The sequence below is a fragment of the Spiroplasma endosymbiont of Colias croceus genome, assembly GCF_964020095.1.
Taxonomy (GTDB): Bacteria; Bacillota_I; Bacilli_A; order Mycoplasmatales; family VBWQ01; genus Spiroplasma_E.
Genome location: NZ_OZ026536.1, coordinates 1798661 through 1822596 on the forward strand (window position 1 = coordinate 1798661; position 23936 = coordinate 1822596).

Below are 23936 nucleotides of genomic sequence, written 5' to 3' on the forward strand. Positions count from 1 at the left end.
GACATAAAAATTGTATTAATAAAGAAAAAATAATTAATCATATTAATAATTTAATTAAATTAGAACCAGAACGTAGAACTGATGTAACTTTATTTATTTTAAAGGAATTAATTGAAAATGGAGAATTTGATAATGATAATTTATAAATGTGATTATTGTAAAAAATCAATAATGGATGGTAATTGAATAAAAAATTATAAAAAAATTTTTTGCTTCAAAAAAGTAAAGTGATATATGCATGAAATCTGTTTTATTCAATATGAAAATGAAGAATTAAATAAAAAATAAAAATAATTAATATTTAGGCATTTGACATATAACCCTTTACCCGTTCCTTTTTTTATTTTATTTAAATATGTCAATGTAAGTCCTAAATTTTATTTTATACAGAACGAAACTATAGAATTATTAAAATTTGGATAACATTATAATTCTATAGTCCACCGTTTATTACGGTGCTGATCAGTTCATAAAAGGATGTGAAATAATGAGAAATATTAGAACTGAATGATTTTATAATGAAAAAAGTCCAAAAGAAATAAAATGTCCAACAGTAAATTTATTAAAAAATAAAGAAGATGCTTTATGTTATTTATTAGGATTAAATTTATATCCAAAATTATATCCACAAGATATTTTTTATTCATGAATATTAGAAAATAATCAAACTGGATATTTAATTATAGTTGGTAATAATAGAGATACTATTGGAAATATGCAATTTAAATTTATAAAAGGAGAATAAAATGCCAAATACAGAAAACTCACAATCAAATTATACTTTAACCAAATTAATTAGAACTGGAATAAGCCCCTTATCAGCAATGATTGGAACAAGTGCTTATTATGGTCAAGTAATTAATAATTCAATACTAGCTAGTATAAATGCTTTATTATTTAGCAAGAAACTAGGAATTGATATATGAAATCTTAACCAAACGCCAAGCACAAATTCTCGATTACTTAATAGTTCTAAAAAAATATTATTAGGATTAGGAACAATTGGATTAGTTAATTATAGTAAATTTACTAATGCAGATATTAATCCTAATCCAACAGAAAGTCCCACAACAACTACAACAGTAAACCCATTTCCACCAGATTTATTATTTAGTAATCTTATTAACTCTTCTAATCATTTAATGGATTGAGATACATTTATTAGTTTAAATAGCTATGGTATAGCAAATTTAATTGCAGGAATTACTGAGTTAATACCTAATAAATTTGAAGCAATAAGAAAAATTTGTAATATGGCAACTGGTGGATGTTTGATTAATAGTGGTGTAGCAATGGGTATTAATAACGATTTTAATAATGCTTATGCATTACCTACAATAATTGCTGGTGCTTCTGAAATTATTCATAATTTACTACCTATGGAAACTACAAATCATATTGAAGAAATGCAAGAAACAGCATTTACAAATGAAGTTACAAGATTAATTAATGATAATAGATTTACAATTAATAGTGAAACAAGTAGTCAATATGGTAGTGATTTACATGAAGTACCATTAAATTATGATAATACTTCATTAAATTGAGATTATAATCATATGAGTTTATAATTATGTTATATTATACTTATTTAATATAAGGAGTAAATAATGAGACCAAAAAAAGATTGATATATAGACAATGATAATAAAGAAACATTTAATATGATTGGTTCAAGGCAATTAGGAAAAATTAATTATCATTTAGATAATTGCCAAGATAATAATTGTAATGATTATGCACACGCGTATATTAAACAAAAATAAAACACCAATTAAGGTGTTTTTTGGTAATGTTTAGTAATCTGTGTAACTTACAAAAATAACTATGTTTAATTAATTCTAGTAAATATAATTAATTTTCTAGAAAGAGTGAGTTACAGATGGCTAAAAAGCAAAATATTAATAATAATGATCCAATATCAAAAGCAGTAGATTTATTATTAGAAAATACTGAAGATTTAACAACAGTTTTTAAAGAGGGAGGATTGTATAAAGAATTAACAAAAAGATTAGTAGAAAAAATGTTGAATTCTGAGATGCAAAATTATTTGGGATATGAAAAGAATCAACATAGTAATAGTGACAATGCTCGTAATGGTATAAGTTCAAAAAAAATAATAACTCAACAAGGTAAAATTGAGATTGATGTACCACGAGATCGCAATAGTAATTTTAATCCTATAATAGTTGCAAAAAGACAAAGAAGATTTGATGGTTTTGATCAACAAGTTCTTTCTTTATATGCAAAAGGTATGACATTATCAGATATTAGAATGCAATTACAAGAGTTATATCATGGTGCTGATATTAGTGAAAGTGTTATTAGTCAAATTACTGATGATGTTATTGATGATGTAAAAGCATGGCAAAATCGACCATTAGAAAGTGTCTATCCGATTGTTTATTTTGATTGCATAGTAGTGAAAGTACGACAAGATAAAAGGATTATTAATAAATCAGTTTATATAGCTTTAGGAGTTGATTTAGAAGGTAAAAAAGATGTTTTAGGTTTATGAATTAGTGAAAATGAAGGTGCTAAATTTTGATTAGCAAATTTAACAGAAATGAAAAATCGTGGCTTAAATGATATTCTTATTGCCTGCAGTGATAATTTAACAGGCATGTCAGAAGCAATACAATCAGTTTATCTTAAAACAGAACATCAATTATGCATAGTTCATCAAATTAGAAATAGTTTGAAATATGTCTCATATAAGCATAGAAAATCTCTAGTTGCAGATTTAAAACCAATTTATACTGCATGTAGTGAAGAACAAGCAATGCAGGCTTTAGAATCCTTTGAAAATAAGTGAAATAAACAATATCCTCAAATTGCTAAATCTTGATATAAAAATTGAGATAATTTAATGGTTTTTATTAGTTATCCTACAGAAATCAAAAGAGTTATTTATACAACAAATGCTATTGAATCTGTAAATAGTCAATTACGAAAAGTTATCAGAAATAAAAAAGTTTTTCCTAATGATATGGCAGTTTTTAAAATATTTTATTTAGCAATTGAAAATATAACAAAAAAATGAACAATGCCCATTCAAAATTGAAATACAGCAATTGCTCATTTTATGATAAAATTTGAAGATAGAATTAATCTAAACTAGTACTTTGTAAAACAAAGATACACAGATTACATAAAAGCCTCATTCAAAATTGAAATACAGCAATTGCTCATTTTATGATAAAATTTGAAGATAGAATTAATCTAAACTAGTACTTTGTAAAACAAAGATACACAGATTACATAAAAGCCTCAATATTTTTATATTAACTCGATAAAAGCCTCTGTTTTTTTAATAAATACTTTTTACTTCTGGTTGTTTATTAATAGAATTTAATTTATTTTGTAATTTATTAATTTTATTTTGTTTTTTAATTTCTTTTTTATTAGGGTCTGTTAAAGATTTGCCAAAAGCAATAAATGCTTTTCCTAATTTAATTAAAACATAACCCCCATTAATACATAAATTAGCAACTATAATAATTGTTGTAGTATCCATATTAATCACCACCTTTCTAAAATATTTGATTAATTTTTAATATTATTTTTACAATGATAAATATAATTAAACCCGCTGTTGCTGACGATAGAATTACTCCAATTAAACCTAAAATAATTTTTATTATTTTAAAAAACATAATATTATTCCTGTAATTCTTCTAATTTTTTAAAAATATAATCTCTACCCATACCCCACATTATTCTATTGTTATAAATATTAATTTCAGTTTGTTGGTTATTGTTATTATTTGCTATTCATAAACTACTTTTTACAACGCTTGTATCTAATTGATAATAAAAATTAATTATTTGTCAACTATAATTTTTATTATTTTCTTTACTTGTATAATCACCATAACTTATATATATTCTATAATGTGTTTTATCTTTAAATATATATTTTATAAAATTTTGATTATTATTATTTTTATCTGTTATAACTTTTCCTACTTCTTTTCAATTTGAACGACTTGGACTTGGTTGTGGTTGTTTTTCTAATATTTCATTAATTGCTTGTAATAATTTTTTATTTTGAGTTTTTAATATTTTATATTCATTATTTTCTAATAATTCCTTACAAAGTAATGAATTTTCTTCATCATTTAGTAAAATTTCATTTGTTTCAGTATTATATTTAAAATAATCATTTGAAAATTTTTTGTCTTTTATTTTTTCTTTTAATTCATTAATAGCACCAACAACTGTTTTATTAGTAGTTTCTAAATTAGGAATTTCTTGACTTAGAGCATTTATTTGAAATGCAATCGGAAATTGTGCTTTTGTATCTTCTAATTTTTTATCTATTTCTTCTTTTTTATAATAATCTGATAAATCTACTTTACCACCAGTAGCACTAATAGTATTAGTTTTTTTCATCAATCTTAATATTTTCACCAGCAATTAATTTATCTTGTTTTTTATCAATTAAATTATCAACATATTCTTTAGTTGTAGCATCACTTAAAAAAGTAGGTGTACCAACATCAATAATACGTTTATCATTTGCACTAATACCTTTATCATCTTTTGGCTTTATAAAATTAGGATTATCTATATTAATTTCTCATAATGAATCAATATTACTATCAACATGAATTTTTAATTTAGGTATAGTATCAGTAATATCATCTATTTTTATACCAGTACCAGCAATTATTCCTTCTTTTCGTAAAAATGTTTTATTACCAGAATCTCAAGTTATTACTCTTGTATCACTTTCATCAAAAATACTAGGTGTATTAAAATTGTCTGTATTACATGAAATAGGATTATTAATTGCTTTTCTTGGAGTATGTAAATTTGCTTGTTGTAATAAATTATATACTTCCATTAAAACATAATCTGGTTCACTTGGTGGACTAATACTACTTGATAAACCATTACCACTAATAGAAACACTACTTCTTATAAATGCCATTCCATCAGTTAAATAATATATAGTCATTCTTGCTGTTGCTCTTTTAACTAAATTTTGTTGAGTTTCATTAAGATTTTTAAATCCTATTACTTCAATTTGATTACCAGTAATAGTATTAATTCTTTCACTTGAAATAGCAATTGCCATAATAGTAAAATCAGTTTTAGTATTATCAGTAGTAGTTTGGTCAGCATCTGGTATAAAACCATATATAGTTTTTAAATCATCTTTTGTAATATAATTTAAATTTACATTTCAATCAATATTATTTTTGTTTTCCATAATCTTTATACCTTCCATATCCTTGTACTGCTTGTGATTTATTAACTGTACTAATAACTGATTTATTAGGTTTAGTTACTGCTCTATTTAATTGACTAACATTTTTTCTAACAGTAGCATTCATTTCTTTTCTAGTTTTATTTACTCCACCTAAATACTCTCTGATAAATACACTATTAGCACCAGTACCATAAGCACCCATAGATTTACACATATCAATTCAAGTTTCTCTTGAAACATTAAAATAATCATATGATTTACTTAAATTAGTTCTATATGTTAATGTAGCAATACCATAAGTACCAGATTGTGCTTGTACTACTGGAGTTCACATACCACCCGCTAATGCACTACTAGAAAGATTTACATAAACTCCAATCATACTGTCATAATCTTCTTGTGTTAAAGAATTCATAATAATTTCTTTACCCTTATCCATTAATGACTTACCATTTAAATATTGTTTTTGAATATGTTGTAATTTAGCAATATTATTATTAGTAATATGTGTCATTATTTTTTTATGAATTACTGGTAAATTTGTTAATTTTTGTAAAACTTGTTGAAATTCAGATAATTCTTTTTGAGATTTACCTTGTCCTAATACTTTTGACATTAATTGATTTTTTAATATTCCTGCTGGATTTTTTAAAAAACTATTAAATAATGAATTATTTTTTTTAAATTTTTCTATTAATTCAGCAGTTTGTATATCACTAACAGCAGTTTCTAATATTATTCTTAAAAGTAAGATAATAGGCATTTAAATTACTTCTTTGTAAAAGTTACTTGTAAAGAACCATCATATAAAGTTTTACCTTCAACATTAGCACTTGTTGCTGTTAAATCTGAAAAATTAGCATTACCTTTTCGATAATTAGGATTTTTAGCAATAACTGCTTTTTCTACTTCATCTGCAGTTGGAGCATCACCAGCCATAGTTATTTTTCCTAAATTTGTAAATTCAATTGCTGTAGCAATATCTATACTTGAAGTAACTGTAAATCCTTTAACTAAATCTGGTCTTAATGCTTTACCTTCTGAAACTAAAAACTTATGAAAATTCTTAACATTACCATTACTTTGTAAAACAAAAGTATTATCTTGACCACGATTAAATGGAAATGCTAATGCTTCTTTATGTACTAATACAGCATCACATCCTAAAAAATTAAATGATTCTTGTTTATCAATAACTCCAGCTGGATAATTTCTTCCTAATCATGGACATTCTATAATTTTAATACCACCAATTTCTACAATTTTACCATCTTTTAATGCTTGACTTGCACTATCACTACCTAAAGTTGTAGTTGATAATAATACTAAAGGTTTAAAGAAACTAGATACTCATAATACATAATCTTCTTCATCTGTACCAATATATTCATCATTAATACGTGCTTTTAATGTTGCTAATGTATTTGATATTTTTAATCATAAAAGCATACGATAATCATCTATTTTTGGATTACTTGGTAATGCAATATTAATAATGCCATTATCTTTGGCTGTTTTAACTCCTAATGATAATAATTTAGCAACTAAATATATTTCTACTGATTTTGCTTTTGCATCAATTCAACTTGATGCTAAACTATCTGATACAAGAAGATTACCATCTTCATATTTTGCACCTAATAATTTTAAATCTAATGTTTCTTCTTCAAAATTAATTTCTTTTTTCTTATTTAACAAAATTTGTATTGAATCAGATGCAGTATTATTATTTGCTCCAGCACCAGCAGTATAATCTTCAGTAATATTTCTTTTAGTAATATTATAAATAGCAGTACCAGCATCTAATTGTTCTCTATTTTCTACTGTTGCATTAATTAATGCTACTCTTTTTGATAATAAAACTTTTAAATTTTTAATATATTTAACTGATAAATCTAATTTCCCAGTTGGATTACTTGGGTCATTAATTGTTGTTGATTGTGTTGTAATAATTGCCATATTTTTAACCTACCATTCCTATTTTTCTAGTATCTACTTCATCTTCTTTTTCTTCTTTAAATTTATCTTTTATATCTAAAGAATTACTAATATTTGTATCTTTATTTTTATTAAATAAATGTGGAAAATCTTTATTTAATAATGATAATTCTTCTTCAATATCTTCTTTATCTCCAAGATATCTTTTTAATAAATCAATATTTTCTTGTGATAAATCATATTTTTTATAACTTTCTGAATGTCTAATTTCTCTATCTTTATCAGTTTTTTCTTTATATAAAACTTTATATTTTTCTTCTAATTCTTTATATTTATCTTCTAAAGTTGGTTCTTTAGATTCTTCAGTTTCATTGTCTTTTGATTCACTTTCTTCGGTTTTTGATTCACTTTTTGGCTCTTTTGATTCATTTTCTGTTCAATTTGATTCAGTTTCTTTTTGTTCATCTTTTTCTTTTTCTTCCATACTATTACCTTCTTTCATTTCATTTTCATTTAACATAATTACCACCACCTTTCTAAGTTGAACTTTTTGGATTAATTACCAATGATGTAGTTTGTAAGTTTCAATTAGCATTAGCAAATCCAGGTTTGAGAATTTTTGTAGGTGCATCAAATGTAGTTATAAATTGATATTGAACTACAGACATATTCCGTAATTAAATTTTTTAAAAGTCAATTAATAATTTTAAAATTTATTTTATAATTTTGTTATTAACAATAAATTTAGAAAAGTGTTGATAAAAATGATTTTTGAAAATTTAAAAAAATTAAAAAATGAAGAATTTTATAGATATTTTGGTATAAAACGTTTTCATTTTAATGAAATGTTAGAAAAATTAATTGAAATAGAAAAATTAGAAAAAAATAAAGGTCGAAAAAATAAACTTTCAGTAGAAGAAAGATTAATGATGACTTTATTATACTGAAAAGAATATTATACTTTTTTTCAAATGAGTATTAAATCTAAAATGAGCCCATCAAGTTGTTTTCGAAATATTACTTGAGTAGAAAATAAACTTAGTAACCACAAAGATTACCAATTTTTAAAAGAAAGATATAAATTAAAAATTGATAAAAAACAAGAAAATTCAAATGAATTTCAATTTTATTTAATTGATTCAACTGAGGACATATTCCGTAATTAAATTTAATTAATTGTCAATAAAATTGTTTTAAAACTATTTAGTGTTATTGAATATAGAAATAAATATTTTTTGAAAAAATAGTTTAAAAAATGAGTTTACATTTTAAACAAAAAATTGTTAATAATATTTTTATATTAACTCGATAAAAATTTAAATTTTAAAAAAATATTTTTAATATTTTTTTTATTTTAATGGTTTTATTTTATTAAAAATTTCACAAAGTAAGTTAAATCTTAAGTACATAAGTCTAAATTTAGATTTTCTACATTTATTTACTAAAATTTTGAATCTTTTCAATCAAGCAAAGACATGTTCAACTTTAATTCTAATTTTAGATACAATCTTATTGTATTTTCTTTCTTGTTTAGTTAATTTTTTATTTTTAGTTCTTTTAATTGCTATTATTGTATTTTTATAAATATTTTGTATACCTTGATATCCTAAATCACCAATAATTATTGTTTTTTCTGAAAATTCAAGATTTGAATTTTTTAATATTTGAAAATCATGCACTTTACCATTATCAGCAAAAATATCAACAATTTTTTTATTAAAAAAATCATATACAATTTGAAATTTTATAGAATACATTCAACTTTTACCAGAAAAATATTCTAACTGTAGTTTTTTTTAGTTGGTCTTTCAATTTCAATCTCAGTTGAATCAATTAAATAAAATTGAAATTCATTTGAATTTTCTTGTTTTTTATCAATTTTTAATTTATATCTTTCTTTTAAAAATTGGTAATCTTTGTGGTTACTAAGTTTATTTTCTACTCAAGTAATATTTCGAAAACAACTTGATGGGCTCATTTTAGATTTAATACTCATTTGAAAAAAAGTATAATATTCTTTTCAGTAAAATAAAGTCATCATTAATCTTTCTTCTACTGAAAGTTTATTTTTTCGACCTTTATTTTTTTCTAATTTTTCTATTTCAATTAATTTTTCTAACATTTCATTAAAATGAAAACGTTTTATACCAAAATATCTATAAAATTCTTCATTTTTTAATTTTTTTAAATTTTCAAAAATCATTTTTATCAACACTTTTCTAAATTTATTGTTAATAACAAAATTATAAAATAAATTTTAAAATTATTAATTGACTTTTAAAAAATTTAATTACGGAATATGTCTTAAGTTTATTTTCTACTCAAGTAATATTTCGAAAACAACTTGATGGGCTCATTTTAGATTTAATACTCATTTGAAAAAAAGTATAATATTCTTTTCAGTATAATAAAGTCATCATTAATCTTTCTTCTACTGAAAGTTTATTTTTTCGACCTTTATTTTTTTCTAATTTTTCTATTTCAATTAATTTTTCTAACATTTCATTAAAATGAAAACGTTTTATACCAAAATATCTATAAAATTCTTCATTTTTTAATTTTTTTAAATTTTCAAAAATCATTTTTATCAACACTTTTCTAAATTTATTGTTAATAACAAAATTATAAAATAAATTTTAAAATTATTAATTGACTTTTAAAAAATTTAATTACGGAATATGTCTTACGATTAAGTTATCATCTTCACTTTGATATGCTTTTGTTTTAAAAGCCATTATTTTAAATCATGTTGATGAAGGTATTGTGTGACCACTACTTGGAGTATCATTTGTTCATAATAAATCATTAATATATATATTATTTAATCTTTCTGCATTTGTTAAAGAAGCAGTTTGACTAATTGGTAAACTAGTACGATTATTTATATTAAATATTCAATTATTATTACTATCATTATGATTTCCAGAATTATTATTATAAATAATATCCTTATTTTGAAAAAGCGCAGTATCATTTTGGTTATCTGGCAAATTACCAATATCATTTAAATTTATTTTAATAGGTGTAAATCAACTTTTTGAATTAGTATAACTCGGATTATCTGGAGAAAAATTTCAATTATCCTTCATATTTAATGTAAAATTAAATGTTATACTTTCATAATCTTCTTTAAATTTATCAATATTATCATAACCATATTGATTTACATAAATACCAATACTATTATGAAACTTACCTTTAACATCTTCTAAAGTATGCGGTCTCATTTGAAAAATATCATTTAGCGATGCTTCTAATGTTCTATTAATATCATTATTAATTCCATATTGACTTTGATTACTTAAATCAATAAATATAGGATGCGCTCTTTCTATTAATGGGGGTGGTTGAATTGTTTGTGGATAATTAAATGGTTGGTCAAATTTAAAAGTATTATTTGCTAAAATAAATGTATTTTGAATTAATCTACTATTATTACTTGCTTTACCAACTGTTTGATAAGTACCACTTCAAATACTAAAATTATCATTAACAGCACCACTTCTATTATCTGGCATTGAATAAAATGTTATTTTAAAATTACTTTTACCAACAACTTTTATATCAATCATATCAATTGCTCATTTAACAATATTTGTATTAGTAAAATCTGGTGTTTGTAATAATGAATTTGTAGAATCATCTTTTGGTAATAACCGTACTTGGTCAGGACTACCAGATGAAAATTGACCTAAATTTTCAGTTGTTTCTACTGAATCAAATAATATACTTCCATTTTCTGCATTAAATCTAGTCATATTAAGATTATCAGTTAAATTAAATGTAAATGATGTCATATGACTTGCTGTACCTAATACAGATTGAATAGTATCTGGTGTTTCATTTCTAAATACATCTAATGGAATTAATGCTGGATTAGTACTTTGTGAACTATATAATAATGTTGTATAAAAATTATATAATTCAGCAGATATTAAGCCATTTATATAAGGAAATTGAGGTATTAATAAATTACTACTTAACTTTGCACCAATATCTAAACCACCAACAAAAGCATTCATAAATGAACCAAATACTGGTATAGTATTAAGATTAATTTTAATAGTTTCTCTAACTGTTAAAGGTATTTCACTAATAGGATTATAAAGACATATTCCGTAATTAAATTTTTTAAAAGTCAATTAATAATTTTAAAATTTATTTTATAATTTTGTTATTAACAATAAATTTAGAAAAGTGTTGATAAAAATGATTTTTGAAAATTTAAAAAAATTAAAAAATGAAGAATTTTATAGATATTTTGGTATAAAACGTTTTCATTTTAATGAAATGTTAGAAAAATTAATTGAAATAGAAAAATTAGAAAAAAATAAAGGTCGAAAAAATAAACTTTCAGTAGAAGAAAGATTAATGATGACTTTATTATACTGAAAAGAATATTATACTTTTTTTCAAATGAGTATTAAATCTAAAATGAGCCCATCAAGTTGTTTTCGAAATATTACTTGAGTAGAAAATAAACTTAGTAACCACAAAGATTACCAATTTTTAAAAGAAAGATATAAATTAAAAATTGATAAAAAACAAGAAAATTCAAATGAATTTCAATTTTATTTAATTGATTCAACTGAGATTGAAATTGAAAGACCAACTAAAAAAAACTACAGTTAGAATATTTTTCTGGTAAAAGTTGAATGTATTCTATAAAATTTCAAATTGTATATGATTTTTTTAATAAAAAAATTGTTGATATTTTTGCTGATAATGGTAAAGTGCATGATTTTCAAATATTAAAAAATTCAAATCTTGAATTTTCAGAAAAAACAATAATTATTGGTGATTTAGGATATCAAGGTATACAAAATATTTATAAAAATACAATAATACCAATTAAAAGAACTAAAAATAAAAAATTAACTAAACAAGAAAGAAAATACAATAAGATTGTATCTAAAATTAGAATTAAAGTTGAACATGTCTTTGCTTGATTGAAAAGATTCAAAATTTTAGTAAATAAATGTAGAAAATCTAAATTTAGACTTATGTACTTAAGATTTAACTTACTTTGTGAAATTTTTAATAAAATAAAACCATTAAAATAAAAAAAATATTAAAAATATTTTTTTAAAATTTAAATTTTTATCGAGTTAATATAAAAATATTATTAACAATTTTTTGTTTAAAATGTAAACTCATTTTTTAAACTATTTTTTCAAAAAATATTTATTTCTATATTCAATAACACTAAATAGTTTTAAAACAATTTTATTGACAATTAATTAAATTTAATTACGGAATATGTCCTAAATAAAATAATGTAATGCATTTATAGTATTTAACTGTTTAAATTTATTATTATTCATATTATAATGAGTATTACCAATAAATTTTTTATTATTTTTATTATAATATTGAAAATATGGATTACCAGCAGTTGCATAATTATAATATTCAATTTCAGCACCATTTAAAAAATTATTATCTCAATAATTTACTAATCTTTTAGAAGCATCCAGTTTATTTGTAGTTGTTGTTTTTTCAACATTAGTTCTTAAATGACCTTCATAATGTTTTGTTGCACCATCATCATAATTTGGTGCAATTACTTTTTGCCAATCTTGATAACTATCCATTGTACTTTCACCACGTACAGTTAAAACATAATTAGTTTCTGGTAATGCTTGAAAACTTACTGGGTCATAAGTTGAACATTGATATTCTCATGGAAATAATAATTTACTTGGATATTGTCTATATTTATGTTGTTTAGTATTTTCATGATTATTATCAATATCTCTACCCCATAATGCTATTGAAATAGGTTTTACTGAACCATAAAAAGATATTTGACAATGAGTAACTGGTAATGGTGTTAAATAATTACTATCTAAAATAATATTATTATTTTCATCTAATGCTGGTAATGGAACGGGGTCAGCAGGCGCACCTAATTGTACATATTGATTAATTGCTAATCCACTATGTGCTAATTTATCATTTAATGAACTAAAAGTACATTGAATATATGCAAGTTCTTTATTTTCATTATTATAAGTTTTACTAGCAACTTCAAGAATATATCATTGTCTATCAACTTTAATTGATTTATCAGTATTTATAACTTTATTAATTTCTGGAATCATATATAACTTATATAAATTTGAAACAATATTATTAATAAAATCAAAATTCTTTTTTTCATTTGGGATATTAATAACTACATTTTTAATTGCTTGTTCTTGAATAAAAGCATTATTTGCTGGTGTTGCTGAATAAGTAATACCTAATTGGTCACTTAAAATATTTCCATAAAATACATCACCAACTTGTAATTGTTTATATGCTTCATCTGGATTATCTTTATTTTGGACATATTCCGTAATTAAATTTAATTAATTGTCAATAAAATTGTTTTAAAACTATTTAGTGTTATTGAATATAGAAATAAATATTTTTTGAAAAAATAGTTTAAAAAATGAGTTTACATTTTAAACAAAAAATTGTTAATAATATTTTTATATTAACTCGATAAAAATTTAAATTTTAAAAAAATATTTTTAATATTTTTTTTATTTTAATGGTTTTATTTTATTAAAAATTTCACAAAGTAAGTTAAATCTTAAGTACATAAGTCTAAATTTAGATTTTCTACATTTATTTACTAAAATTTTGAATCTTTTCAATCAAGCAAAGACATGTTCAACTTTAATTCTAATTTTAGATACAATCTTATTGTATTTTCTTTCTTGTTTAGTTAATTTTTTATTTTTAGTTCTTTTAATTGGTATTATTGTATTTTTATAAATATTTTGTATACCTTGATATCCTAAATCACCAATAATTATTGTTTTTTCTGAAAATTCAAGATTTGAATTTTTTAATATTTGAAAATCATGCACTTTACCATTATCAGCAAAAATATCAACAATTTTTTTATTAAAAAAATCATATACAATTTGAAATTTTATAGAATACATTCAACTTTTACCAGAAAAATATTCTAACTGTAGTTTTTTTTAGTTGGTCTTTCAATTTCAATCTCAGTTGAATCAATTAAATAAAATTGAAATTCATTTGAATTTTCTTGTTTTTTATCAATTTTTAATTTATATCTTTCTTTTAAAAATTGGTAATCTTTGTGGTTACTAAGTTTATTTTCTACTCAAGTAATATTTCGAAAACAACTTGATGGGCTCATTTTAGATTTAATACTCATTTGAAAAAAAGTATAATATTCTTTTCAGTATAATAAAGTCATCATTAATCTTTCTTCTACTGAAAGTTTATTTTTTCGACCTTTATTTTTTTCTAATTTTTCTATTTCAATTAATTTTTCTAACATTTCATTAAAATGAAAACGTTTTATACCAAAATATCTATAAAATTCTTCATTTTTTAATTTTTTTAAATTTTCAAAAATCATTTTTATCAACACTTTTCTAAATTTATTGTTAATAACAAAATTATAAAATAAATTTTAAAATTATTAATTGACTTTTAAAAAATTTAATTACGGAATATGTCTTTTGAATAGGAAAATAAGAATGGTCTCAAACTGCTTGTATTGCTTCTCTACCAGTGAATATCTTACTAAATGAAGTATAATCATTAGGAATACTAGTTGGTGGTTTATATCCCGTTTCTGTTGAATTTATAGCACCTAAAATAATAGTAAAAGGACAAACACGAAATTGTAAATCTTTATTTTGTGTAAAATCTTTTTCAATTTCACCTGTACTTTTTCATACAGTTTTAATTAATTGATGATTTATTTTCGGTATCATTTTTAGTTTCTCCATCAATATCTTTTACTAATTTATTATCAAAATCAATTTCTTCTTTTCTCATTCTTCTATTTTCTTCAAGAATGTTCATTGCTTCTTCTTCACTAACACCTTCTTCTTGCACAAGAATACGTTTTCTATTAGTTAAATCTAATGCTAATTTTCTCTCATTAATTTCTAATGATTTTAATCTATCTATAATAGTATTTTCTTTAATTTCAAATGTTCATTTAGATTTATCACCATCTAATCCCATTAAAATAAAACATCTTTGAAATATTTCATTTCAATCACTTTGATTTAAAGTTCTTTTAATTCTAGTAGTTTCCATATCTCTTGAATTAGTAATTAATACTTCTGCTTCAGTTTTTTGACTTGTAGTATCATTTACTGGACTATAGCCACTACCCTCAAATGCTTTATCAATAATAAATTGTATAAATTCACCATATTTATCTAAAATGGGATTACCTTGTAAAATAGCAATTGGTGGTGTTCCACTAGTACTTCCTAAACTTCTTAAATTTGCTTGTAAAATAAATTTACCTATTAATTTTTTTAAATCAAAAGCAGTTTTAGATTGATTTATTTCTTGTTCAGTAATATCTAAAAATACACGAGTAACATTATATTCAAGTTCATGTTCAATTGATTCAAATGTTTTATTCAATAATTTTTGTAATCCTTTACAAGCAGTCATATCTGGATAATAATCACCAATAACTCCACCAAAGAAATTCTTTTTAGGTAAATTTTGCATAAATTTAACTGGAATAATACCTAAATTATGATTTTCTATTAATGGTAATTGTAAATCTTTACTTATTTTTTCTTGTAAACCATCTAAAGTAACATAATCACTTGTAAAATATCTAATTATTTGATTTCGAGTATATGTTGTTTTAACATAAATACTTTGGTCATCATACTGTACTCTTGACCATGTTGATGCACTATATTCAGTTTCTAATACTCTTGCAACTCTTGATTGAGCATATGGCTGAGCAAAATTTAATGATATTCTACCAGTTTTACTTTTATCAATTTGAACAATACTATAACCATAACCAGATTTAATATGACAATCTTGATAAAATAAACTATCAAAATTATTTCATTCTTTTAATTTTTCAATAGCATTTTTATATTCTGGATGTTCACTTGTTAAAGTATAACCATTACCTCATAATAATTTTGAAGCATGATTTGCTATTATTTCTTGAAGATTTATCATACATCACTTAGGAGTTAATATTTCAGTATTATGATTATTCATATGTTACTTCCTTTCAAAATAAGGATTTATATTTGCACTTAAATTTCTAATATATGGTTCTATAGCATAATCAAAAGCATCTCTGAGGTGGTCATTGCCCGGCAAAGGTATTTGTTTAATACTTTTTTCATCTCATATTGCTAATCTAAATTCATCTAATAATTCTTGTGCATTCATACTAATATTTAAGCGTTCTGAAGCCATTAAAGCCACATTCTTACCTATTCTAAACTCAAGTCTTAATTTCACACAATCTTTAAAATAGAGCCATGAATTAACGTTATATTTAATTACTGTATCATTTAACATTTCAATAAATGTATAATTACTAAAATCACAATATACAGTTAATCCATATTCATATAACAAATTATTTTCTTTTGCTAATTTAATATAAAACTCTACTACTAATCTTGCTAATTGTTTATTATCATAACGAATTAATTTATTTTCTATTTTTAAACAATCAATAACATTAACAAATTTAAAATTATAATCAAAACCTATTAATAAACATGCCATAGCATCATCTTTAAACCCATAATCTTCCAGCACTAAATCTATAACTTGGTTGTAATAAACGTGATATTTTATGAATTAAATGTGTATATATTCCACCAGATTCATAACCTACTAAACCATGACTTCTTACTCTTGCAGATATTGGGTCTAATTTTTCTAATTCTAATAATCGTTGACCTTCATGTTTTGGTAATAAATAATTAAGTTTTCAATTTTGATAATGAACAATTCTTTTATCTTTTTCATTAAAATAAAATTGTTCATATTCATTAATTATTTGTTTTTCATTTTGTGGACAATATGTAACTACATTTTTAATATAATAATTTAAAATACTTCAAGGATTACAACTATTAATTTCTAATAATTGACTACAACCACGAATAGCATCTGCCATATCTTGTCAATCTTTTTCAGCAATTTGATGTGCTTCATCAACATGTCTAATTACATAATCATATTTTGAATTATCTGGTAAACCAGTTAATTTAATTTCACTATTATTTTGTTTATATAACGCACGACATTCAATTTCACTATCTCTATAATTAATAGTTTTACGAGTTTCAGACATTGTATATTCTAAACCAATAGCAAATAATACTCATCTATTTTTTAATTGTTTTCAAGTATCATATAATTGTTCACTCATATTTCTAAAAACATAAGTTTTAACTTTTGTATTAGGTAATACAGTTGCTTTACATTCAAAATCAAAATCTTGAATAGTTTTACCAGATTTACGACTACCTAATTGGTCAATTCTTTTAACAGTTAAAGATTTTTTATAATACATTTGTTTTAAAATATCATTAAGATATCCAAAATGTTCTAACATTTATTTTTACTCTTATTTTCTAAACTAATTGCTATAGGGGTGGTATTATCATTATTTTTTATATCAATTTTAGTAGATAAGTGATATTTATTAACATATGCTCTTTCTAAATATCATGAAGAATTAGAAGAGTGTGACTTTAAATATCTTTGTAAATTTAAGTGTTCAATTTGAGAATGCGCTCAATTAATTTGTTGTAAAAAAGTATTTCTCTTTTTTTCTTTTCATTTTTTTAAAGTATTTTCAGTTATATCTAAATAAATTAACATACCTAACTTAGTAGGAACTTCTTTATTATCATTACAATGAGTAAAATAATTTACTAATTCTTGTTTTAAGACTTTTGCATCATTAAAAATTGTTCTTATTTTTATTTTTTCTTCTTGCACATAAAAATCTCCTTTCATATGCTTTAAAAACACAAAAATTTATGCTATAATTAATATAATCTTTAAGTTAGACTTTGCTCGTAATAACTTATTAACTTTATTAATTACTTCATATATTTTTTTATTTAATTTTTATAATATAATTATAACAAAAAATAGCAGTATAATGCTATTTTTTACCATTTATTCCTTTTTTAAATAATTTTTCTTTATCTTTTAATATTTCTTCTTCTGTTTTATTTTCAATATCTCTTAATCAATGTTCTCTTACTAATCCTTTTAAAGCAAGACCCCAACCTCCATATTTTTGTATTTCACTTATATCCAGTTCTATATTATTTAATTTAATAATTTCACCATAGGCAAAAAATAAATTATATTCTTTATTTTTTAAAACTAATTTATAACTCTTAATTTTATTATTAAAATTTGGTCATTTTTTGTTAATATCACTTTTTTTATCTATTTTAATAATATTTTTATACATTAGGAATTCCATTTTTAATTTTATTTTTTATTTTTTTAAATTTAAATATTTTCTTAATTTTATTTTCTAAAATTTTTCAAAATTTATATTCGGGATGTTGTGATTTATATATAATCATGCAACCAATAAAAGTACCTATTATAGGCAATGGAATTGTTATCAAAAAAATACCAAAAATTTTATCATTATTACAATATTTAATTCCATAATGTATTAATAAAATTCATGTCATCTCTACTACTATTATTAATAATATCCATAATGTTCTTTCTAGCATTTTTTTATTTTCCTTTTCTATTTATATTTTTCTTTATTGTACATTATTTTATTAAAAAAGAAAAGATAACTTTTATTAGTTATCTTTTAAACGTAAATAGAATTTGCAGTTTATTTTATCGTTCTTTAATATTATACTCTAAAACCAAACATTTTTCAACAATATTTTAATAAATTTGATAGAATACTTGGAGTTAAAAAATAAATAGAAAGGTGTTAAAAAATGTTTAGTTTTAAAGAATTTCTAAAATCTGAAATCACTGATATTTTAGCAAAATATTTTCAAAAAATACAGGTTTTTGATGAATATTTTTTTCTAAATAGAGATAAAAATCAATATAAAGTTGCTTGAACATGTAATAGAACAGTAAATACTCCCATTGGAATAGGAACTTTTAGACAAAGAGTTTATTGAGATAAAATAAATAAAAAAACTTATTATCCAATTTATGAAGAATTTGGTATTAAAAAAAGAGCAAGAATTACTAATGATTTATATTTTGATATATTAGATAATTTAATTGAAAATTTAATAAGTAAAAAGGGTTATTTTAATATTCAATCAGAATTTAAATATACTTCTTTTTCTAAAAATCTTATTTCAAGAATTTTTAAAAATGCAAAAATTGCAAAATGAATACCAGAAGAAAAATTTAAAGTATTAGATAATCAAAAATTAAATATATGTGCAGATGATGCTTTTATTACTTGTTGAGATGAAAATGGTTTAAAACAGCAATATTGTTGTAGAATTTTAACTTTTAATTTAGGAAAAAAAGAAATTTATTCATATAGAAATAAATTAGATAAGAAAATAACTGCATTTTTATTATTTAAATCTGGTAATGGTTTAAATCAAGAACAATTATATAATTTTACAACACAAACTATTCTTAATCATTATGATATTAATTTAAATATATTAGGTGTTCAATGAGAATATCATAATTATAATTTAGTAGTTGCTGGTGATGGTGCATTATGAATTAAAGCAATGGCAAGTTGATTGGGATGTTATTATATTTTAGATAAGTTTCATGCTTTAAATTATTTATGAAAATCTTTTGTTGGAGTTCGTGGTAAGAAAAAAGAAACTCATGATTGAACTAAATATATTGAAGGTGCTACTACTTTTTCAAGTGGTGATTGTAATCAATTACTTTCTTTTTTAAAACCTAATGTTAATGAAAAAACTTATAATTATTTTAAAAATAATGCTCATGGTATTGTAAATCAAAATGCTAGTTGAAATATTGGTTGTTCTGCTGAAAGTGATGTTTATCATTTTTTAAAATCTTTAACTAATGGAGCAAAAATATATAATTATCAAACATTAAATAATATGTTAATAGCAAAAGCAAATTATTTAAATGCTAGAAGTTATATAAATAGTACTTAATAAGTTGAAACTTAATATTTTTAAAACCTAATTTTAATATTAGAATTTTTGTTTTGTTTAAATGTAATTTTGTAATTATATTTTTTAATATTTTTAAAATATATGTTATAATTTAAATAACAAATCATAGAATTTGCAGTTATATTGTTAATGTTACTCATAATTCTAAGGGTTAATCTCATACGTCCGATTTATTAGACTTCTTGCAAAACTATGATATTAATCACATTTTTTAAGTTTAAAAATTTATTTTAATAACACTTTTAATATTATTTAAAAATTATTGTTCAAAATATGTTTTATTTTTTGTCATTAAAATACAACAAAAATTATTATTTCAAATAAAAAAATAAAATATTAAATTATCAAATATATTTAAATTAATAATTGTAAATTATAAATTGAAGCTATTAAATTAAATCTTAATGCAAATTTTTTTCTTCTATTTCGATATTTTTCACTAATAATTTTAAATTTTTTAAGAATCACAAAAACATGTTCAATAACAACTCTCATTTTTGAAATAGCCTTATTATTTTTCTTTTCTTCTTTAGTTAAAGGGTTTTTCTTTGATTTTCGTTTAGGTAATAAGACATTTTTATGTATGTTTTGTATACCTTGATATCCTAAATCTACTAAAATAGTTGTTTCTGATAAAAATTTCGTTTTTGAATTTTTTAAAATTTTAAAATCATGATTTTTACCATAAGAAAAATAAGAACTTATAATTTTTTTACTATCTTTTTCAATTATGACTTGAGTTTTTATTGTATGTTTTTTCTTTTTTCCTGAATAATATTGTTTTTGACTTTTTTTGGGCGTTGAATAGTACTTTCAGTCACATCAATGATAACTGTTTTATCTTTAAATTATTATTTAACAGTGATTTTTGCCCATCAAGTTGTTGAAAATCAGGATGTTTTATTAAAGTATTTTCTATTCACTTGATATTCCTATAGCAACTACTTTCACTAATTCCATAACTTTTAGCAATATGAAAATAAATTCGATACTCTCTTCAATATTCTAAAGTCATTAATAAACGATTTTCTAATTATAATTTATTAGGTGTACCACCATTTTTAAACTTTTTTACTTCTTCTGTCTTTAAAATTTCTAGAATTTTATTAAAAATAATATCATTTATACCAGTTAATCTTAATAATTCTGGATTGTTAATAGTTTTTAATTTATCAAACATCATAGATTACCTATCTTTTTTATTTTTAATTTTATTTTAAAAATTAAATTTTTAATAGATAGGTTTTGCAAGAAGTCTATTATTAATCTTAGTTCCGTTTGCTAATGATGAAATCATATATTTTCTTGCATCAAAATTATTATTTTGTTTATTACGAATTAAAGAATCCAAAATATGACCATATTCATGTACCATAACTTCCATTCCATACTTTATATCTCTAAAAATATCTGTATCAAGTATTATTTTAGTATTACACATATTATCATTACAAGAACCAAAATGTGCTTCTCCTGACATATTTATTTTTAGATTGTTCTCACAACTTTTGATCTAATTCAATTTTTTCTAACATTTTAAAAACATTATTTTTTCCATATAATTGAGCTAAAATATTATAAAACCGACATATTCCTGTTTTTAATTCATCAATATTTGCATTTATATGATAATTACTAATTGTTTTAATAAATGATTCAAAATCAATTTTGCCATCAAATAAAAGATAATGATCATTAAATTGTTTTTTTAAATCTTCAAAATCTTTAAAATTATCATTATTATTTTCTAACTTTTTAAAAGCATTATTTGATTCTTCACTTGCTTTAAATTTAACTTGTTCATTTAAAATATTAATAAAATCATTTACAGCAGGTAAATTTTTAAATTCCTTATCATTTAAAATATCATTTTTTCCAAATAAAATTTCTTGATGATGTTGATAAGAGTAAGTAGGAACTTGTTTATCTCTTATATTCAAATCAGGAACAATATAATCTAACGTTACAAAAGATCTATTAGGACTATACTTAAGCTTTACTGTTCCAATATAGATATCTTCATTTATTGAAGTAATTATTGCTTCATTTTGATTAGTAACAATTTTAATTTCCAAACTAGTTACATCTATATTATATTTATTACTAAAAATATCTATAATTTCTTTTTTTACTTTTTCATCATCATTTATAGTAGTTATGTCTTGTCCAATATAAATTTTACCTAAATTTCTTTTTCCTTTAAGAAAAATTATTTCTAAGTTTTTTTTCTTTTCAATTTCAATTTCTTCTTCAATATTTTCTTCCATTTCAGAATTATATAAAATACCAGTAGTTGCACCACTAATTAAAACCGCAGAACTAATTATTCCAGCAATAATTTTTGAATTTTTATTTTTTTTAGACATATAATACTCCTCCATATTTTGATTTCAGAAATAAGTTCTTTATATTCTTGCCTTTGATATCAATAGATATAGACTAGTATTGTTTTTAATTCTAATTTGTTTTATTAACAATTAAGATGAAAATTGTTTTAGAAATCTAAAACAATCAGTAAAAATTTGTAAAATTAGTTGATAACGGCTATTGATAATAGTATAAATTTTATTAATAATCAAAAAATTATTGATTAGCACACTCTGGGCATTTCATAATTTTTCTTGCTGTTTTTGAGTTTGAAGCTAAATCATTACCATTAATTTCTTTATTACAGCTTGAACAATGTAACACTTTTCTTTTTTTCATATCTCAATCTCCTTTATTTTTTTTTATTAATGCTTAAAATTATAGCATCATTAATAAAAAATGCTTTTTTGATGAAAACAAAAAGGTAGTTATGCCACTCATCAATTAATAATTTTTATAAAATTTGATAATAATAACTATTATAATATTTTTTTCTTATTATTTATGTTGAAAATAAATTCTAAAAATATTATTAATTATTTATTAAAAATTGGTTTAATACTATTTTCAACCAAAATTATAAAAAAAATATTGGATAATGTATTGTCCAATATTTTAAGTTATTAATAATTATTTTATGACTTATTTACTATTAAATATTCATAAAATAGAACCAAACGCCATGATAATATGTGGTAAAGCATTAATATAAGTTCATGTTGACTTATAATCTACATCTTTGCCAACAAATAAACCAATAACTATTATAACTGAAAGAAATGATATAAATAGTGCTCATAGTCTTGATCATAATCCGGGTTTAACTGAAAATGGTATTAGAATATAAATAATACCTATTATAACTAATGTAGCTCCATTTTCATTTCAGCCATAGAAACTATAAGTTATAACTCCCGCTGCATACAATAAACTAAAAACAATAATTCATACAGCACCAATTAGCATTAATATTTTAGGTAAAGTTAATAACTTAAGACTTTTCATTTTTTTCCTCCTTAAATATTTGTTTTACATTAATTGTGATTTTAGTATTTTTTTAAGATTATTAATATCATCAATTGTAACATTTTCTTTTGTCCTATTAATTAAAAACCCTTTTTCACGAATATATTTTGGAATAATATGAACATGATAATGAAATACTTCTTGAAATGCTTCGCTACCATTATTAGTTAAAATATTAAATCCTTTAATTTCGGGAATAGTTTTTATTAGCAAATTAGCAATTTTATGAGTTGTGATACTAACATCGCTCACTATTTTAGGTGTAGTATCAATAAAAGTTTCAAAATGTTGCTTTGGAATTACTAGAATGTGTCCTTTAGTTACGGGATTGATATCCATGAATGCTGCTGTATTTGTATCTTCAAAAATTAAGTTATTTGTATCTTTAATAATTGTACAAAAAATGCATGCTTTATTTGTCATATATTTCACCT

The 23936-nt window shown here is 21.8% G+C and carries 34 protein-coding genes and 1 pseudogene; 8 read left to right on the forward strand and 27 right to left on the reverse strand.

Features of this window, described 5'->3' with window-relative positions; all coding sequences use genetic code 4:
* The first annotated feature begins 487 nt into the window (after window positions 1-487).
* From AACL24_RS11130 to AACL24_RS11145, 4 genes are all read left to right on the forward strand, one after another.
* A complete protein-coding gene (locus tag AACL24_RS11130; protein ID WP_339046282.1) occupies window positions 488-745 on the forward strand; it encodes a hypothetical protein in 258 nt (85 codons plus the stop codon).
* Window position 746: 1 nt separating this feature from the next.
* On the forward strand, window positions 747-1571 hold the full coding sequence (locus tag AACL24_RS11135; RefSeq protein ID WP_339046790.1) for a hypothetical protein: 825 nt from the start codon (window positions 747-749) through the stop codon (window positions 1569-1571).
* A gap of 39 nt (window positions 1572-1610) precedes the next feature.
* Window positions 1611-1766: a hypothetical protein gene (locus AACL24_RS11140; protein WP_339046286.1), complete on the forward strand. Its 156-nt coding sequence runs from the start codon at window positions 1611-1613 to the stop codon at window positions 1764-1766.
* A gap of 116 nt (window positions 1767-1882) precedes the next feature.
* Window positions 1883-3121 (forward strand): IS256 family transposase, encoded by a 1239-nt coding sequence (locus tag AACL24_RS11145; protein WP_339046650.1) that lies wholly within the window; start codon window positions 1883-1885, stop codon window positions 3119-3121.
* A gap of 189 nt (window positions 3122-3310) precedes the next feature.
* Here the strand turns inward: AACL24_RS11145 and AACL24_RS11150 are convergent, their stop codons facing one another.
* From AACL24_RS11150 to AACL24_RS11180, 7 genes are all read right to left on the reverse strand, one after another.
* Entirely contained in the window at window positions 3311-3517 is a 207-nt protein-coding gene (locus tag AACL24_RS11150) for a hypothetical protein (RefSeq protein ID WP_339046290.1), read from the reverse strand.
* Window positions 3518-3660: 143 nt separating this feature from the next.
* Entirely contained in the window at window positions 3661-4398 is a 738-nt protein-coding gene (locus AACL24_RS11155; RefSeq protein ID WP_339046791.1) for a hypothetical protein, read from the reverse strand.
* On the reverse strand, window positions 4382-5218 hold the full coding sequence (locus tag AACL24_RS11160) for a hypothetical protein (protein ID WP_339046792.1): 837 nt from the start codon (window positions 5216-5218) through the stop codon (window positions 4382-4384). Before AACL24_RS11160 ends, AACL24_RS11155 begins: the two co-directional genes overlap by 17 nt.
* Window positions 5202-5981 carry a hypothetical protein gene (locus tag AACL24_RS11165; RefSeq protein ID WP_339046294.1) on the reverse strand — a complete coding sequence of 260 codons (780 nt, stop codon included), beginning with the start codon at window positions 5979-5981 and terminating at the stop codon, window positions 5202-5204. The genes AACL24_RS11160 and AACL24_RS11165 overlap by 17 nt, the downstream gene beginning before the upstream one ends.
* A gap of 5 nt (window positions 5982-5986) precedes the next feature.
* Window positions 5987-7177, reverse strand: a complete 1191-nt coding sequence (locus AACL24_RS11170) for a hypothetical protein (protein WP_339046793.1) — start codon at window positions 7175-7177, stop codon at window positions 5987-5989.
* Between the two features lie 4 nt (window positions 7178-7181).
* Window positions 7182-7676 carry a hypothetical protein gene (locus AACL24_RS11175; RefSeq protein WP_339046794.1) on the reverse strand — a complete coding sequence of 165 codons (495 nt, stop codon included), beginning with the start codon at window positions 7674-7676 and terminating at the stop codon, window positions 7182-7184.
* A gap of 16 nt (window positions 7677-7692) precedes the next feature.
* A complete protein-coding gene (locus AACL24_RS11180) occupies window positions 7693-7824 on the reverse strand; it encodes a hypothetical protein (RefSeq protein WP_339046795.1) in 132 nt (43 codons plus the stop codon).
* A gap of 96 nt (window positions 7825-7920) precedes the next feature.
* Between AACL24_RS11180 and AACL24_RS11185 the strand changes: the two genes are divergently transcribed.
* Complete coding sequence (locus AACL24_RS11185) at window positions 7921-8322, forward strand: transposase family protein (protein WP_339046796.1); 402 nt, start codon at window positions 7921-7923, stop codon at window positions 8320-8322.
* A 183-nt stretch (window positions 8323-8505) separates the two neighbouring features.
* Here the strand turns inward: AACL24_RS11185 and AACL24_RS11190 are convergent, their stop codons facing one another.
* The 4 genes from AACL24_RS11190 to AACL24_RS11205 form a co-directional block, all read right to left on the reverse strand.
* Window positions 8506-8913 (reverse strand): transposase family protein, encoded by a 408-nt coding sequence (locus tag AACL24_RS11190; RefSeq protein ID WP_339046797.1) that lies wholly within the window; start codon window positions 8911-8913, stop codon window positions 8506-8508.
* Window positions 8914-8936: 23 nt separating this feature from the next.
* Window positions 8937-9359 carry a transposase family protein gene (locus tag AACL24_RS11195; protein ID WP_339046798.1) on the reverse strand — a complete coding sequence of 141 codons (423 nt, stop codon included), beginning with the start codon at window positions 9357-9359 and terminating at the stop codon, window positions 8937-8939.
* A gap of 40 nt (window positions 9360-9399) precedes the next feature.
* Window positions 9400-9738 carry a transposase family protein gene (locus tag AACL24_RS11200; RefSeq protein WP_339046799.1) on the reverse strand — a complete coding sequence of 113 codons (339 nt, stop codon included), beginning with the start codon at window positions 9736-9738 and terminating at the stop codon, window positions 9400-9402.
* Between the two features lie 87 nt (window positions 9739-9825).
* Window positions 9826-11298, reverse strand: coding sequence for a hypothetical protein (locus tag AACL24_RS11205; protein ID WP_339046800.1), 1473 nt, complete (start codon window positions 11296-11298; stop codon window positions 9826-9828).
* Window positions 11299-11365: 67 nt separating this feature from the next.
* On the opposite strand from AACL24_RS11205, the gene AACL24_RS11210 reads away from it, so the two are divergent.
* Window positions 11366-11788, forward strand: a complete 423-nt coding sequence (locus AACL24_RS11210; protein WP_339045912.1) for a transposase family protein — start codon at window positions 11366-11368, stop codon at window positions 11786-11788.
* Window positions 11789-11811: 23 nt separating this feature from the next.
* On the forward strand, window positions 11812-12219 hold the full coding sequence (locus tag AACL24_RS11215) for a transposase family protein (RefSeq protein ID WP_339045908.1): 408 nt from the start codon (window positions 11812-11814) through the stop codon (window positions 12217-12219).
* Between the two features lie 201 nt (window positions 12220-12420).
* Here AACL24_RS11215 and AACL24_RS11220 read toward each other — a convergent pair whose 3' ends face one another.
* The 10 genes from AACL24_RS11220 to AACL24_RS11265 all read right to left on the reverse strand — a co-directional run bounded on the left by AACL24_RS11220 (window position 12421) and on the right by AACL24_RS11265 (window position 18690).
* Window positions 12421-13260 carry a hypothetical protein gene (locus tag AACL24_RS11220; protein WP_339046801.1) on the reverse strand — a complete coding sequence of 280 codons (840 nt, stop codon included), beginning with the start codon at window positions 13258-13260 and terminating at the stop codon, window positions 12421-12423.
* Between the two features lie 426 nt (window positions 13261-13686).
* Window positions 13687-14094: a transposase family protein gene (locus AACL24_RS11225; protein ID WP_339045908.1), complete on the reverse strand. Its 408-nt coding sequence runs from the start codon at window positions 14092-14094 to the stop codon at window positions 13687-13689.
* A gap of 23 nt (window positions 14095-14117) precedes the next feature.
* Window positions 14118-14540: a transposase family protein gene (locus AACL24_RS11230; protein WP_339045912.1), complete on the reverse strand. Its 423-nt coding sequence runs from the start codon at window positions 14538-14540 to the stop codon at window positions 14118-14120.
* Between the two features lie 40 nt (window positions 14541-14580).
* Entirely contained in the window at window positions 14581-14901 is a 321-nt protein-coding gene (locus AACL24_RS11235; RefSeq protein ID WP_339046802.1) for a hypothetical protein, read from the reverse strand.
* Window positions 14870-16177 (reverse strand): hypothetical protein, encoded by a 1308-nt coding sequence (locus AACL24_RS11240; protein ID WP_339046803.1) that lies wholly within the window; start codon window positions 16175-16177, stop codon window positions 14870-14872. The genes AACL24_RS11235 and AACL24_RS11240 overlap by 32 nt, the downstream gene beginning before the upstream one ends.
* A gap of 3 nt (window positions 16178-16180) precedes the next feature.
* Entirely contained in the window at window positions 16181-16699 is a 519-nt protein-coding gene (locus tag AACL24_RS11245; RefSeq protein ID WP_339046804.1) for a hypothetical protein, read from the reverse strand.
* Window positions 16700-16709: 10 nt separating this feature from the next.
* Window positions 16710-17537: a phage terminase large subunit gene (locus AACL24_RS11250; RefSeq protein ID WP_339046805.1), complete on the reverse strand. Its 828-nt coding sequence runs from the start codon at window positions 17535-17537 to the stop codon at window positions 16710-16712.
* On the reverse strand, window positions 17531-17926 hold the full coding sequence (locus tag AACL24_RS11255; RefSeq protein ID WP_339046806.1) for a terminase small subunit: 396 nt from the start codon (window positions 17924-17926) through the stop codon (window positions 17531-17533). The genes AACL24_RS11250 and AACL24_RS11255 overlap by 7 nt, the downstream gene beginning before the upstream one ends.
* 169 nt (window positions 17927-18095) lie before the next feature.
* Window positions 18096-18413, reverse strand: a complete 318-nt coding sequence (locus AACL24_RS11260; RefSeq protein WP_339046308.1) for a hypothetical protein — start codon at window positions 18411-18413, stop codon at window positions 18096-18098.
* Complete coding sequence (locus AACL24_RS11265) at window positions 18406-18690, reverse strand: hypothetical protein (RefSeq protein ID WP_339046310.1); 285 nt, start codon at window positions 18688-18690, stop codon at window positions 18406-18408. Before AACL24_RS11265 ends, AACL24_RS11260 begins: the two co-directional genes overlap by 8 nt.
* 222 nt (window positions 18691-18912) lie before the next feature.
* On the opposite strand from AACL24_RS11265, the gene AACL24_RS11270 reads away from it, so the two are divergent.
* Window positions 18913-20088, forward strand: coding sequence for an Mbov_0401 family ICE element transposase-like protein (locus AACL24_RS11270; RefSeq protein ID WP_339046312.1), 1176 nt, complete (start codon window positions 18913-18915; stop codon window positions 20086-20088).
* A gap of 375 nt (window positions 20089-20463) precedes the next feature.
* On the opposite strand, the pseudogene AACL24_RS11275 reads toward AACL24_RS11270, so the two are convergent.
* From AACL24_RS11275 to AACL24_RS11300, 6 genes and pseudogenes are all read right to left on the reverse strand, one after another.
* A pseudogene (locus AACL24_RS11275) lies at window positions 20464-21292 on the reverse strand (IS5 family transposase).
* Between the two features lie 48 nt (window positions 21293-21340).
* Window positions 21341-21589 carry a hypothetical protein gene (locus tag AACL24_RS11280; RefSeq protein WP_339046807.1) on the reverse strand — a complete coding sequence of 83 codons (249 nt, stop codon included), beginning with the start codon at window positions 21587-21589 and terminating at the stop codon, window positions 21341-21343.
* A complete protein-coding gene (locus tag AACL24_RS11285) occupies window positions 21558-22475 on the reverse strand; it encodes a hypothetical protein (protein WP_339046808.1) in 918 nt (305 codons plus the stop codon). The genes AACL24_RS11280 and AACL24_RS11285 overlap by 32 nt, the downstream gene beginning before the upstream one ends.
* 217 nt (window positions 22476-22692) lie before the next feature.
* Window positions 22693-22815 carry a hypothetical protein gene (locus AACL24_RS11290; protein ID WP_256468302.1) on the reverse strand — a complete coding sequence of 41 codons (123 nt, stop codon included), beginning with the start codon at window positions 22813-22815 and terminating at the stop codon, window positions 22693-22695.
* A 303-nt stretch (window positions 22816-23118) separates the two neighbouring features.
* Window positions 23119-23481 (reverse strand): hypothetical protein, encoded by a 363-nt coding sequence (locus AACL24_RS11295; RefSeq protein WP_252318892.1) that lies wholly within the window; start codon window positions 23479-23481, stop codon window positions 23119-23121.
* A gap of 24 nt (window positions 23482-23505) precedes the next feature.
* Window positions 23506-23925, reverse strand: a complete 420-nt coding sequence (locus tag AACL24_RS11300; RefSeq protein ID WP_252318901.1) for an HIT family protein — start codon at window positions 23923-23925, stop codon at window positions 23506-23508.
* Between the last annotated feature and the right edge of the window lie 11 nt (window positions 23926-23936).